The 12654-nt window shown below is 65.3% G+C and carries 10 protein-coding genes; 1 reads left to right on the top strand and 9 read right to left on the bottom strand.

Annotated features, from left to right (window positions below; all coding sequences use genetic code 11):
* Positions 1-81: 81 nt before the first annotated feature.
* From aqpZ to F3N42_RS13590, 7 genes are all read right to left on the bottom strand, one after another.
* Entirely contained in the window at positions 82-792 is a 711-nt protein-coding gene (gene aqpZ / locus F3N42_RS13620) for an aquaporin Z (RefSeq protein ID WP_263595900.1), read from the bottom strand.
* Between the two features lie 44 nt (positions 793-836).
* Positions 837-1943, bottom strand: coding sequence for a tetratricopeptide repeat protein (locus tag F3N42_RS13615; protein ID WP_191621434.1), 1107 nt, complete (start codon positions 1941-1943; stop codon positions 837-839).
* A gap of 227 nt (positions 1944-2170) precedes the next feature.
* Positions 2171-4387 (bottom strand): NADP-dependent isocitrate dehydrogenase, encoded by a 2217-nt coding sequence (locus F3N42_RS13610; protein ID WP_150865035.1) that lies wholly within the window; start codon positions 4385-4387, stop codon positions 2171-2173.
* Between the two features lie 236 nt (positions 4388-4623).
* On the bottom strand, positions 4624-5517 hold the full coding sequence (locus tag F3N42_RS13605) for a hypothetical protein (RefSeq protein ID WP_150865034.1): 894 nt from the start codon (positions 5515-5517) through the stop codon (positions 4624-4626).
* On the bottom strand, positions 5505-5888 hold the full coding sequence (locus tag F3N42_RS13600; protein ID WP_150865033.1) for a GntR family transcriptional regulator: 384 nt from the start codon (positions 5886-5888) through the stop codon (positions 5505-5507). Before F3N42_RS13600 ends, F3N42_RS13605 begins: the two co-directional genes overlap by 13 nt.
* 101 nt (positions 5889-5989) lie before the next feature.
* Entirely contained in the window at positions 5990-7642 is a 1653-nt protein-coding gene (locus tag F3N42_RS13595) for a SulP family inorganic anion transporter (protein ID WP_150865032.1), read from the bottom strand.
* Between the two features lie 28 nt (positions 7643-7670).
* Positions 7671-8306, bottom strand: coding sequence for a carbonic anhydrase (locus F3N42_RS13590; RefSeq protein WP_150865031.1), 636 nt, complete (start codon positions 8304-8306; stop codon positions 7671-7673).
* Between the two features lie 145 nt (positions 8307-8451).
* Here F3N42_RS13590 and F3N42_RS13585 point away from each other — a divergent pair, with 145 nt between their 5' ends.
* Positions 8452-9390 carry a hydrogen peroxide-inducible genes activator gene (locus F3N42_RS13585; RefSeq protein ID WP_150865030.1) on the top strand — a complete coding sequence of 313 codons (939 nt, stop codon included), beginning with the start codon at positions 8452-8454 and terminating at the stop codon, positions 9388-9390.
* Here F3N42_RS13585 and F3N42_RS13580 read toward each other — a convergent pair.
* Positions 9383-10363 carry a YeiH family protein gene (locus tag F3N42_RS13580; RefSeq protein WP_150865029.1) on the bottom strand — a complete coding sequence of 327 codons (981 nt, stop codon included), beginning with the start codon at positions 10361-10363 and terminating at the stop codon, positions 9383-9385. The two genes, F3N42_RS13585 and F3N42_RS13580, sit on opposite strands and share 8 nt — an antisense overlap.
* Positions 10363-12648 carry a LamG-like jellyroll fold domain-containing protein gene (locus tag F3N42_RS13575; RefSeq protein ID WP_191621433.1) on the bottom strand — a complete coding sequence of 762 codons (2286 nt, stop codon included), beginning with the start codon at positions 12646-12648 and terminating at the stop codon, positions 10363-10365. Before F3N42_RS13575 ends, F3N42_RS13580 begins: the two co-directional genes overlap by 1 nt.
* Between the last annotated feature and the right edge of the window lie 6 nt (positions 12649-12654).

Below are 12654 nucleotides of genomic sequence, written 5' to 3'. Positions count from 1 at the left end.
CCAAACTGGCTATAGCCGAATTGCCAGAATGGCTATAGCCAGCCAACCCAACTGGCTATAGCCAATCATTCACGGCCGGGTTCAGTCGTTGTTTCCACCGATAAACTTGTAAATCACCGCACCCAACAGCGCGCCGACGATGGGCGCCAGCCAGAACAGCCACAGCTGCCCCAGGGCCCAGTCGCCGACATACAACGCGACACCGGTGCTGCGCGCCGGGTTGACCGATGTGTTGGTGACCGGAATGCTGATCAGGTGGATCAGGGTCAGGCACAGGCCGATGGCGATGGGGGCAAAGCCGGCCGGCGCGCGCTTGTCGGTCGCACCCAGGATGACGACGATGAACATCATGGTCATGACCACTTCGCAGACCAGCGCCGCGAGCATGCTGTAGCCACCGGGCGAGTGCTCGCCGTAACCGTTAGTCGCAAAGCCGCTGGCGGCCACGTCGAAACCGGCCTGGCCGGTGGCGATGACATACAGCACGCCGCCGGCGACGATACCGCCCAGCACCTGGGCGATGATGTAGGGCGCCAGTTTTTTCGCCGGGAAACGTCCACCGGCCCAAAGGCCGAACGACACCGCCGGGTTCAGGTGACAGCCGGAAATGTGGCCGATAGCGAACGCCATGGTCAGCACGGTCAGGCCAAACGCCAGTGCAACGCCCATGAACCCGATCCCCAACTCGGGAAATGCCGCGGCGAGTACCGCGCTACCGCAACCACCCAGGACCAGCCAGAACGTGCCAACGAACTCTGCCGCGTATGCTTTCATGATTTGAGCCTCCCTCACGCGGCCCAGGCGGCCGCCAGCCCATTCTAGTGCGGTTTTCGTGACTAAAGCAGGTCGGATTTCGCTTTCAGCGCCGCCAGCTTGCCCTCGTAGGCCTCGCGCGTGCTGACGCGCATGGTGCGGCGGATGGCCTCGTCCATGGCCTGGCGCGCCTGCTCGACTTCGCCAGCTGCGTAATGCGCCTGCGCCATACCAGCGTAGCCCTCGTGCATGTAGGGCGCCAACTCGAGCGCGCGGTTGTAGAAACGCACCGCGTCATCAAACTGGCCCTCGTCGCTGGCATCGCGCGCCAGTTGTAGCCAGTTGAACGGGCTGGGGTCTTCCATGCGGCTGAGCCGGGCCTCGACCTGGCGTGCTTCGGCTACGCGCCCCTGGGAGGCCAGCAACACACGGTAGTTCTTCAACAGCGACAGTTTGTTGTCTGCATTCTCAACGCCGTACAGGTAGAGCTCCTCGGCGCGCATGGGGTCACCAATACGGCGGTGCGCAACGGCCAGCGTGTTGATGGCCGCCTCGTGGTCCGGGGCGTAGCGGAGTGATTCGTGCGCGTACCAGTAGGCCCGGCCCAGGTCGTCGTCGCCCAGCGCCTGGGCGGCGATGTTGCGGTAGTACATGGCGATAAACTGGCGCTCGTCCAGGTTGGCAACGAAACGCTCACGGCCGGTGGGGAAGTAGTCGATGATGATGCGCGCACGGTTCGCAATCACCAGCGCACCCGGGGTCATCTCGGCCGGGTCATACAACTGGCTACGCACATGCACGCCCTTCAGGATCACCTGGCCGTCCATCTCGTAGACCGGCGCGTCGCTGACCAGCTGGTAGCCAATCTCGATACCGGCGACCCGTGCCAGCGCGGTCGTCAGAATGGCCAGCGAAAGGCAATTGCCACTACCGGTCGTCATGGCCAATCCCGCGCCCAGGGTGTCATCCTGGTAGTTGAAGTCCTGGCTGAACGCTTCGATGAAATCGTAAAGCCGGCGGTGCCTGGGCACCTGGCGCGCCTGCGGCCCGTCCATGAACGCCATGAACTCGTCCACCTGGGCATCGGTCAGGGCAAACAACTCGTTCGGCGCCGGCATGGCTGGCTTCGGCCCAAACGGGCCGGTGATGGCGGAATGTGGCCGCAACGAGTCCGGTACCGGGGGCGGCATGTTGAGGTCTTTTCCGGAAGCGGGCCCAGCCGTGGTCGCACACGCCTGCAGCAGGCCACTGGCCAACAGGATACTGAGCCATGCCCGGACCCTGTTTATGGTGGGATGGGATATCCGTGACATACCCCTATCCTACCGCGAGTCAGGCCGATTGCGGACTCACGGTGTCGGACCGGATGCACGGCTGGTCGAAAAACCAGCCGTGCAGGTCCCTTGCCGAGCGTGGATCAGGCGTCGATCAACCCGTTCAGCGTGGCGCTGGGGCGCATGGCCGACGCGGTTTTCGCCGTATCCGGGTAGTAGTAGCCGCCAATCTCGATGGCGTTGCCCTGCGCGCCGTTCAGTTCCGCGACGATGGTGGCCTCGTTGGCCTCCAGCGCCTCGGCCAGCGGCTTGAAGCGCTCGGCCAGTGCCGCGTCATCGGCCTGGTCGGCCATCTCGCGGGCCCAGAACAGGGCCAGGTAGAAGTGGCTGCCACGCGTGTCGAGCTCACCCACCTTTCGGGACGGTGAACGGTTCTCGGCCAGGAAGCGGCTGTTGGCGCGGTTCAGCGCATCGCCAATCACCTTGGCCTGTGCGTTACCGGACTGCTCGCCCAGTTCCTGCAGCGACACGGCCAGGGCCAGGAACTCACCCAGTGAATCCCAGCGCAGGTGGCCTTCTTCCACGAACTGCTGCACGTGCTTGGGCGCGGAACCACCGGCACCGGTTTCGTACAGCCCGCCACCGGCCAGCAGCGGCACGATGGACAGCATCTTGGCGCTGGTGCCCAGTTCCAGGATCGGGAACAGGTCGGTCAGGTAGTCACGCAGCACGTTGCCGGTCACGGAAATCGTGTCCTTACCGGCGCGAACGCGCTTGAGCGTGGCTTCCATGGCACGGGCCGGCGACTCGATACGGATATCCAGACCGTCGGTGTCGTGGTCCTGCAGGTAGGCTTCCACCTTGTCGATCAACTCGGCGTCGTGGCCGCGGCGCGGGTCGAGCCAGAATATCGCGGCATCGCCGGTGTCGCGTGCGCGCTTCACGCCCAGGCGCACCCAGTCGCGGATGGGCAGGTCTTTCGTCTGGCACATGCGCCAGATGTCGCCCTTGTCCACGTCGTGCTCGAAGATGACGTTGTCGTCACCGTCGACCACGCGCACCAGGCCGGAAGCAGGCACCTCGAAGGTCTTGTCGTGCGAGCCGTACTCTTCCGCCTTCTGCGCCATCAGGCCGACGTTGCAGACGTTGCCCATGGTGGTCGGGTCGAAGGCGCCGTGCTTGCGGCAATCTTCAATGACCGCCTGGTAGATGCCGGCGTAGCTGCGGTCCGGGATCATGGCGATGGTGTCCGCCGGCTGTCCGTCCGGGCCCCACATCTGGCCGGACGTGCGAATGGCCGCCGGCATGGAGGCGTCGATGATGACGTTACTGGGCACGTGCAGGTTGGTGATGCCCTTGTCGGAATCGACCATGGCCAGCGCCGGGCCGGTCTCGTAGCAGGCCTCGACGTCGGCGATGATGGCATCGCGCTGGTCGGCGGGCAGGCCGGCGACCTTGGCGTAGACATCGCCAATGCCGTTGTTGGGCTTCACGCCCAGCTCGGCGAATTTCGCAGCGTGCTTGTCGAACGCGCTCTGGTAATAGGTCGTGACGGCGTGGCCGAACATGATCGGGTCGGAGACCTTCATCATGGTCGCCTTCAGGTGCAGCGACAGCAGCACGCCCTTGTCCTTCGCCTCTTCAATGGCATCGGCGTAGAAGGCCTTCAGCGGCTCGACGCGCATGACCGCGGCGTCGACCACTTCACCGGCCTGCACCGCGACGGCCTCTTTCAGCACCGTGACGCCGCCATCTTCGGCCTGCAACTCGATGCGCAGGTTGCCGGCGCTCTCGATCGTCGCTGACTGTTCGCTGGAGACGTAATCGCCGTCTTCCATGTGCGCGACCCGCGTCTGTGATTTCGAAGACCACTCGCCCATGGAGTGCGGGTTAGCCTTGGCGTATTCCTTTACCGCATCGGCGACGCGGCGATCGGAGTTGCCCTCGCGCAGCACCGGGTTGACCGCGCTGCCCAGCACCTTCGCATAGCGCTTCTGGGTCTCACGTTCCGCATCGCTGGCGGGCTCGGCCGGGTAGTCCGGCACCGCAAAACCCTGCTGCTGCAGCTCGGCGATGGCCGCCGTGAGCTGCGGCACCGAGGCACTGATGTTCGGCAGCTTGATCACGTTCGCTTCCGGCGTCTTCACCAGGTCACCCAACTCCGCCAGTGCGTCCGGCACCCGCTGGTCTTCTGCCAGCGCCTCCGGGAAGTGCGACAGGATGCGGGCCGCCAGCGAAATATCCTTCGTGGTCACGTCCACACCGGCCGGGCCGGTAAACGCGCGGATGATGGGCAGCAATGAGTAGGTGGCGAGCGCGGGCGCCTCGTCGGTCAGCGTGTAGATAATGTTTGCGGTCATAACGTCGTTTTACAGCGTTCTCGTTTCATCAGGATGACGCAGCCGCCCTGGCGGCGACACGCGATACGGTTGCGAACCCGGCGGCAAACCTGCCATCGGGCGCTCTAAATTCATCGGGAACGTGAGCCCTGCTCCAACGAAAGAATCACAGGCCCCGGACAGGCAATCCTATCACCTTGCCAGTCGAATCGCAGGGGATGAAACCGTATGTTTTGGGGAAGAACCTGGCGTGAGGTTCAGTTCGGAAGCGCTTCCTGCGCTTCCTGCGCATTCCAGCGTTTGCGCTCCAGCGCCGCCAACTGATTTGCACCACCAATCGCACACCAAAGGCCGGAAAGCCCGAACAACAACCATACGACCCAGAGCGGCCAGTAGGGCAACCCGAAACCCAGGACCAGCTCAAGAGACACCGTTCCCAGCATCGCCGCACTGGCCATGGCCAGTACACTGTTTCCACGTTGACGCAGGTATTTCTCTACGTCAGTTGTGAAATGAGCCGGATCGTCACTCCTGAGATCAATGGGTTCACGGATTACACGACCGGCGAACCAATAGAAAAACACCATGCCTGGAATCGTCACCAGCGCCAGCGTGAGGATAAAGGTCAGGCCATTGGGCCCGGATTGACCGAAGCCCAGTAGATGACCCGTAACAGCTGCCTGGGTGCCGACAAACCAAATAAGGAATGGTGCCATGCGCCAGTACACCGACGAAAAATCACGCAGCCTGCGCTCACGGGGCAGGGCCAGACGCATTCCGCCCTGTCCGCGCTCGGCCATTCTGGCCTCGTTGGAGCGCATCTCGACCGACCGATAGAACTTCAGTGCCACCAGTTGTTGCCATATGAGGTAAGGCGCGATTCCGATCATGAACGAAGCCCAGTTCAGCCTGAAACCCAGCCAACCCGGCAGGATATAGAGCAAAAAAATAACGGCAGGAATGACCGGCAGCAGGATGTGGAGGATTAGTCGACGCGGCGATCGGTTCCTGGCCATTTCTTCGATCACCTTCTCAGGCGGCATCAACTTGTAGTTTCGAATTTGTCGCCGGTGCAAGAGCCACAGGACCAACCCAAGAATGCCGCCGTAAGCGACCGACACCGAAAAGTCTCCCCAAGTCAAAGCTGACATTCGTCCATCTCCTTGCAAAATAGCGCCCGCGCAGACGGCTCATCAATTCCGGCCAGTTTCGCGTTCGTTAGCGCATCGCGAAATGCCTTTGCCAGGGCGGCCAGATCGGCCGGCGAAGGCGTTCGCTTGACGTTACCCGGGTTGATCACCTTTGCCTTGCGACCGTGCGCCACGAATACCAGGCCCTCATCGGCCAGTTGGCGGTACGCACGAGAGACGGTGTTCCAATGGATATCAAGGTCGGCGCCGAGCTGGCGCGCGGAGGGCAGGGTTGCCCCGGGCTCGAGTTCACCGGACGCGATCGCCTGGCGAATTGACCGGCATAGTTGGTCGACCAGGGGCTCACGACTCTCGGTGTCGATGACGATCATGAATCCCACTGTATCATACAGTGATACTCTTATCGCAAGAAAAAGCGGCGGGAGCCTGCGCTCGCCGCCGCTTTGTCTTGCTCTTAGGATCAGGCGGCCGGCTACTTGGCCGGAATCGCCTGGTCCAGCCCGGCGCCCGGGCTTTCTTCGCGGCGGATCTTCTGTCCGGCCGCTTCAAGCGCCTCGCGGCGGGTGGCGAACCAGTGATCGCCGGCCACGGCGTCTACCAGGCGCAGGCCGTCCAGTACCGCACGCACCTCTTTCGAGGCACCGGCCAGGTACAGGGCCTTGCCGGCGTCGTGGGCGTCGACCGCGATGGTTTCCACCGCCTTGGCGGCGGACAGGTCCAGGAACGGCACGCGGGCGAAGTCCAGGATCAGCACGCGGGTCTTGCCGTCGGCCTGCTCGCGCACGTGGTGGCCCAGGTCGGCCGCGGCGCCGAAGCTCAGTGGGCCGCCGAACTCGAACACGGAGACCTGGTCGTGCATGGACTTCAGCAGCGCGCGCTCTTCGGGGTCGCCGACTTCATCGCTGTCCAGCTTCAGGCGCGCGATCTGCTGCTCGCCCAGCTGCTTGATGAAGGCCAGCGCGGCCAGCACAACGCCGGCGGCGACCGCGGTGATCAGGTCGACGAACACGGTCAGGGCCAGCACCACCACCATCAGCACCAGGTCCCAGCGCGGGCCACGGTGGGCGCGGCGCAGGTAGGTCCAGTCGATGATGTCGTAGCCCACCTTGATCAGGATGCCGGCCAGGGCCGCGTGCGGGATCAGCGAGGCCGCCGGGGCCAGCACCAGGGCCACGGCCACCAACACCAGGCTGTGGGTCATGCCGGACAGCTTGAACTGGCCGCCGGAGCGGATGTTGACCACCGTGCGCATGGTCGCGCCGGCGCCCGGAATGGCGCCGAACAGGCCAGCCACGGTGTTGCCGATACCCTGCCCCACCAGTTCCTTGTTGGACTCGTGACGGGTGCGGGTCATGTTGTCGGCCACCAGGGACGTCAGCAGGCTGTCGATCGCGCCCAGCAACGCCAGCAGGAAGGCCGCTTCGAGCACCACGAAAATCGTGTCCTGCGAGAACGACGGCATGATGAACGACGGCAGGCCGGTGGGCACGTCACCCAGGATGGGCGCGCCCTTCACCATGGTGGAGAACACCGTGGCGATGGCCAGCGCCGCCAGCGGGGCCGGAATCCACTTGCCCAGCTTCTTCGGCCAGAAGAACACGATACCCAGGGTCATCGCTCCGATGGTCAGCGCGGTGACATTCGGTGACATCACGGCGGCCGGAATGGACGCCAGCGCCGGGATGGTGCCGCTGCCTTCCGGTTCGTGGCCGAACAGGCGCGCCATCTGCAGCGCGATGATGATGACACCGATGCCGCTCATGAAGCCGGAGATCACCGGGTACGGCACCAGGCGGATGAAATGACCGAAGCGGAACACGCCGAAGGCGATCTGGATCAGGCCGGCCAGCACCACGGCGGCGAAGACCAGCGCAGGCTCGCCCGACAGGCTGGCGAAGACGCCGGCGAAGACCACGACCATGGGGCCGGTGGGGCCGGAGATCTGGCTACCGGTGCCACCGAACAACGAGGCCAGGAAGCCGACGATGATGGCGCCGTACAGGCCGGCGATGGGCCCGGCGCCGGAGGCTTCACCGAAGGCCAGTGCCAGCGGCAAGGCCACGATGCCCGCCGTCAGGCCGCCCATCAGGTCGCCGCGGATATTGGAGGTGTTAAAGAATTTCATGGTTGATCCTGTGTCCGGTCAGCGGGGCTCAGGCCGCGGCCGCTGAAATAGCAGTCAGCGACTCGAAACGACCCGTGTCCGGGTTATGCGCCAGGATGTCGCCGGCGCCGATGTCGTAGATCCAGCCGTGCAGGCGCACCTTGCCGGACGCCAGCACGGCGGCCACGGCCGGGTGGGTGCGCAGGTGCTGCAGCTGCAGCAGGACGTTTTCCTCGGTCACGGCGCGCAGCAGGGCCTCGCCTTCCAGGTCCGGGTGACGGCTGCGTGCGGCGGCCACGGCGGCGCGGCTGTTTTCCAGCCAGCCGGCTACCTGCGGCAATGCGGCCACGCTTTCCGGCGCCAGCGCGCCCTTCATGGCGCCGCAGTCGGAATGACCACAGACGACGATTTCGGACACGCCCAGCACGGTCACGGCGTACTCGATGGACGCGGTGTTGCTCTCGTCGGCGCGACTCCACGGCGGCACGATGTTGCCGGCGTTGCGGCAGGTGAACAGTTCGCCCGGCTGTGACTGCGTCACCAGGCCCGGGTCAACCCGGCTGTCGGCACAGGTGATCATCAGCACCTCGGGGCTCTGCCCGGTGGACAGCTCCTCGAACAGGGCTTTGCGCTGCGGGAAAATTTCGGAACGGAACTTGAGAACGCCTTCGATCATGTGATCCATGGGGTGGCTCCTGGGATTCATTGATGGGTTGCCCGGCGAGCGCCGGGAGATGGCGAACAATCTATGCGCCACCATGTGCTAAAACAATTCCCTATTTTTCATATTTTAAGATAGTATTTAGCTATCACATGGCGGAAACCGCATCATGGCGCACGTTGGCACCCCCACCCTGAAACAACTGGAGTACCTGGACGCGGTGGTCCGGGCCGGTAGCTTTCGCCAGGCGGCGCTGAAACTGGGCGTCTCGCAACCTACGATTACCGCGCAGATCGCCGCGCTGGAGGACACGCTGGGGGTGATCCTGCTGGAGCGCTCGCGCACCGGCACGCTGCCCACCAGCGCCGGCCGTGAACTGCTGCCGCATATCGAAACCATTCGCGGCGCGGTCAGCTCCATCCGCGATCACGCGCGCTTCGTCGGCACCGGCGGCAGCGGCATCCACCGGCTGGGCGTACCCCCCACCCTGGGGCCCTACCTGCTGCCCGAGGTGCTCTCGACCATCCACGCCACCGACCCGACCCTGCGCCTGTACGTGCGCGAAGACTCGCCGCGCGAACTGGAAAACGGCCTGCTGTCGGGGCGTTTCGACCTGGTACTGACGGTCATGCCGACGGAGATTTCCGAGCTGGTGGTCGACCCGCTGTTCGGCGAACCGTTCCGGCTGTGCGCGCCGCCGGACCATCCGCTGGTGGGCCAGGGGCCGGTGCCACCCGGCGCGATCGCCGACGAGCGCCTGCTGGCCATCGACGAGCGGTTCCGGCTGTTTGAGCAGATGCAGGCCATCGCCAACCACTACGGCGCGCGCCTGCTGCGGGACTACGAGGGCACCAGCCTGGACACCGTGCGGCAGATGATCGCCACCGGGTTTGGGCTGGCATTTTTGCCGTCACTGTACATTCGCAGTGAAATTGAGCCCCGCGACGATGTCACGGTGCTGGACATGGACGATACTGCCATCGACCGCGAGGTGGTGCTGGCCTGGCGCCCGACCGCGGCGCATCGGAGTCTGTACCGGCGCATGGCCGGGCAGATCCGCGACATTTGCCGCGAGCAGCTATCGGACTACGTGCACCTGGCTAGTTGATCAGCGACAGTCCGGCGAGCACGAACAGCGCCAGGAACAGGGTCTGCAGCACCATCGCCGTGACCGGCCAAGGGCCGACCTTGACCAGGGCCTCCAGCGAAGTACGCACGCCCAGCGCGGCCACCGCGGTCAGCAGGCACCAGGCCGAAACGGGCGTGAGCGCATTCGTGACCGGCGCGGGAACCCAGCCCAGGCTGTTCACCACCACCAGCACGACAAAGGCCACCAGGAACCACGGCAGCAGCGGTTCCTTACGGCCAGACGCCCTGCCCTTGCGCTTCATCAAAAGGGCGATAAACAGCACCACGGGCACCAGGCAGGCTACGCGCATCAGCTTCACCAGCGTCGATACTTCGCCGGCCTGTTCGGAAACGATGTAACCGGCGCCCACCACCTGGGCGACGTCGTGAATGGTCGCGCCCAGGAACACGCCGGCGGTCAGGTCATTGAAGCCCAGGTACGACACCAACACCGGGTACAGCACCATGGCCACGGTGCTCAGCGCCGTGACCGCGGCCACGGTCAGGATGGTGTTGCGTTCCTTGTCGGCGTGGTTCGGCAGGATGGACGCGATCGCCAGCGCCGCCGAGGCACCGCAGATGGCCACGGCGCCGGCGGACAGGATGGCGTGGTCGGAAGACAGCCGGCAGACCCGTGCAATGCACCAGCCAACGGCGATGGTTGCGATCACACCGCAGACCACCAGCGTGACCACCGGCCAGCCCAGGGTCATTACGTCGCCCGTGGTCATGCGCAGGGCCAGCAGGGCCACGCCCACACGCAATACCGTGCGCCCGGCGAAGCGGATGCCCGGCAACATGCGTTCATCATCGCCGAGGAAATGGAAGGCCATGCCAAACAGCAGCGCGTACAGCATGGCAGGACCACCCAGCCGCTCGCTGACGAAACTGACCGCCAGCGCGATCAGCGCGCTGAAGGCCAGGCCGGGGATGAGCGGCTTAACCGCGCCCATCAGTCACGGGCGTCGAGGAAATCGGCCGGCGACAGCGCGCCCGGCGTGAAACGCACGGTGCGGATCGCGCCGCGGAACCAGTGCACTTCATTGATGCGCATGCCCAGCGATGTTCGGCCCGGGCCCTGCGGCGTATAGGCCAGCGGCTCGTCCAGTTCGAGCACGCCGTTGACGTAGTGCCGGAAGCGACCGTCGGCGACCACGATGGCGGCGTGCTGCCACTGGTCGACGGGGTGCAGGTCGTCTTCGGCGAACAGCGTGACCTTCTCGCCGCCGGCGTTGATGAAGGTGTCCAGGAACCACTGGCCGTCATCGCGGACCCGGGTTTCGAACATCACGCGGGAATCAGTGCCGTCCTCCTGCATGTGGAAGAAGCGCTGCTCGAACGGCCCGTCGCCGTCCGGGCGGAACGTGACTTCCACGGTAAATGTGTCCTGCCCTTCCAGCGGATGCAGGTTCAGGAAGATGCCGTCGCCGTCACCGTCGAACTCCAGCGCCCGGCCATCCGGGGTGTCGATGACCTGCGGGTCGCCGACCACGGTGACGTCATGGCCGCCGATGTTGTCCAGGTTGTCCAGCCGCCAGGTGACGCTGTCCCTGGCACCGGTCCAGCCGGGGCCCTTGACGAAGCGGCCGGCCTTCGCACCGGTGTGCTCGCCGCCGGCCAGCGTGTGCACGCCGTTGACGAACACGTGGTCGACGCCGGTGGCCAGCTGGTGCGGCTCGGCGAAGGTGGCGTGGTCAGTCACCGTGGCCGGGTCAAAGACCACCACGTCGGCGAAGTAGCCGGGCGCCAGGCGGCCGCGGTCGGTGATCGCCAGGTTGTCGGCTGGCAGCGAGGTCAGTTTGCGGATGGCCTCCGCCAGCGAGATGACGTTCTCCTCGCGTACATACTTGCCCAGCACCCGGGCGAAGGTGCCGTAGGCGCGCGGGTGGGTGCTCTGGTTCAGGAACAGGCCCTCGGGCGCCATCGCGCCGGCGTCGGAACCGAAACTGACCCACGGCACGGCCACCTTCTTCGCCACGTTCTCCTCGCTCATGATGAAGTAGATGACGCCCACCCGGGAGTCGTCCTCAATCACCAGGTCGATGATGGTGTCTTCCGGCGAAGCGCCCCGCTCGGCGGCGACCTCTGCGATCGTCTTGCCGATCAGCGGGCGCAGGTCAGGATTGCGGAAATCCACCAGCAGCACGCCGTCCGGGCCGCCGGCGTGAGCCACGCGGTTCTCGAAGCCGTCGGCGCCGTTGCGCATCTCGTCGATGACCCGCGCGCGGACGGCCGGGTCGCGCAGCCGCTCGACCCAGGTGTCATGGCCACCTTCCTGCACCCACAGCGGCATGGCCGCGTTCAGGCCGGTGGAGCTGGCGGGATAGGTGTAGATGTCGGCGGTGATGGGCAGGCCCTCGGCGCGGGCGGCATCGACCATGGCGATGGCCTGATCCAGCTTGGGCCAGTTCTCCTCGCCGCCGGCCTTCAGGTGATAGATCTCGGCGCGGGCGCCGGTGGCCCGAGCGATATCGATCAGCTCCTGCACGGCCTCCAGCAACTGGCCGGCCTCGCTGCGGATATGCGAGATGTACATGCCGTCGTACTCAGCCGCGGCGGCGACCAGCGCGGTCAACTCAGCGGTGTCGGCAAAATTGGCCGGCGCGTAGATCAACGACGAGCCCACGCCCAGCGCACCCTCCGCCATCGCCTGGCGCACCAACGCCTGCATGCGGGCCAGCTCCTCGTCCGTGGCCGGCCGGTTGTCGTAGCCCACCTCGTGCACGCGCAGCGTGGTCGCGCCGACAAACGAGGCCACATTCGGCGACACGCCGCGGTCTTCCAGGTATTGCAGGTATTCACCCAGCGTGGTCCACGGAATGTCGAACTGGAAATCACTCTGCCGTTGCATTGCCCGCTGCACCAGGGCCTCGTTCCACGGCCCCTGCGACCAGCCCTCGCCAAACACCTCCAGCGTCACACCCTGCACCAGGTCGCCCAGGCCGCGGCCATCGGCGATCAGGCTGTTGATGGCCCAGCTGAGCATGTTGATGAAGCCCGGCGAGACGGCCTTGCCGGTGGCGTCGATCACGCTGTCGGCGGTCGCGCCTTGCAAGTCACCGACGGCGGCGATGCGGTCACCGCGAATGCCCACGTCCGCCAGCACGCCCGGCTCGCCGCTGCCGTCGTAAACGGTACCGCCGCGGACCAGCACGTCGAAATGGGCGCCGTCATCGGCCAGCAGACCGGCGGGAACAACAGCGAAACTCAGCAACAGGGCAATCAGCAATCGGTGCATGGACGA

It is taken from the genome of Marinihelvus fidelis (assembly GCF_008725655.1).
GTDB classification, from domain to species: domain Bacteria; phylum Pseudomonadota; class Gammaproteobacteria; order Xanthomonadales; family SZUA-36; genus Marinihelvus; species Marinihelvus fidelis.
The sequence above is the reverse complement of the archived record's forward strand: the minus strand, read 5'-3'. Positions and strand labels throughout refer to the sequence as shown.

Excerpts from the sequence above, each read along its gene's own strand:
- F3N42_RS13615 (WP_191621434.1), bottom strand. The coding sequence starts at position 1,943 with ATGCCGCCCCCGGTACCGGACTCGTTGCGGCCACATTCCGCCATCACC.
- F3N42_RS13610 (WP_150865035.1), bottom strand. The coding sequence starts at position 4,387 with ATGACCGCAAACATTATCTACACGCTGACCGACGAGGCGCCCGCGCTC.
- F3N42_RS13605 (WP_150865034.1), bottom strand. The coding sequence starts at position 5,517 with ATGTCAGCTTTGACTTGGGGAGACTTTTCGGTGTCGGTCGCTTACGGC.
- F3N42_RS13600 (WP_150865033.1), bottom strand. The coding sequence starts at position 5,888 with ATGATCGTCATCGACACCGAGAGTCGTGAGCCCCTGGTCGACCAACTA.
- F3N42_RS13595 (WP_150865032.1), bottom strand. The coding sequence starts at position 7,642 with ATGAAATTCTTTAACACCTCCAATATCCGCGGCGACCTGATGGGCGGC.
- F3N42_RS13590 (WP_150865031.1), bottom strand. The coding sequence starts at position 8,306 with ATGGATCACATGATCGAAGGCGTTCTCAAGTTCCGTTCCGAAATTTTC.
- F3N42_RS13585 (WP_150865030.1), top strand. The coding sequence starts at position 8,452 with ATGGCGCACGTTGGCACCCCCACCCTGAAACAACTGGAGTACCTGGAC.
- F3N42_RS13580 (WP_150865029.1), bottom strand. The coding sequence starts at position 10,363 with ATGGGCGCGGTTAAGCCGCTCATCCCCGGCCTGGCCTTCAGCGCGCTG.
- F3N42_RS13575 (WP_191621433.1), bottom strand. The coding sequence starts at position 12,648 with ATGCACCGATTGCTGATTGCCCTGTTGCTGAGTTTCGCTGTTGTTCCC.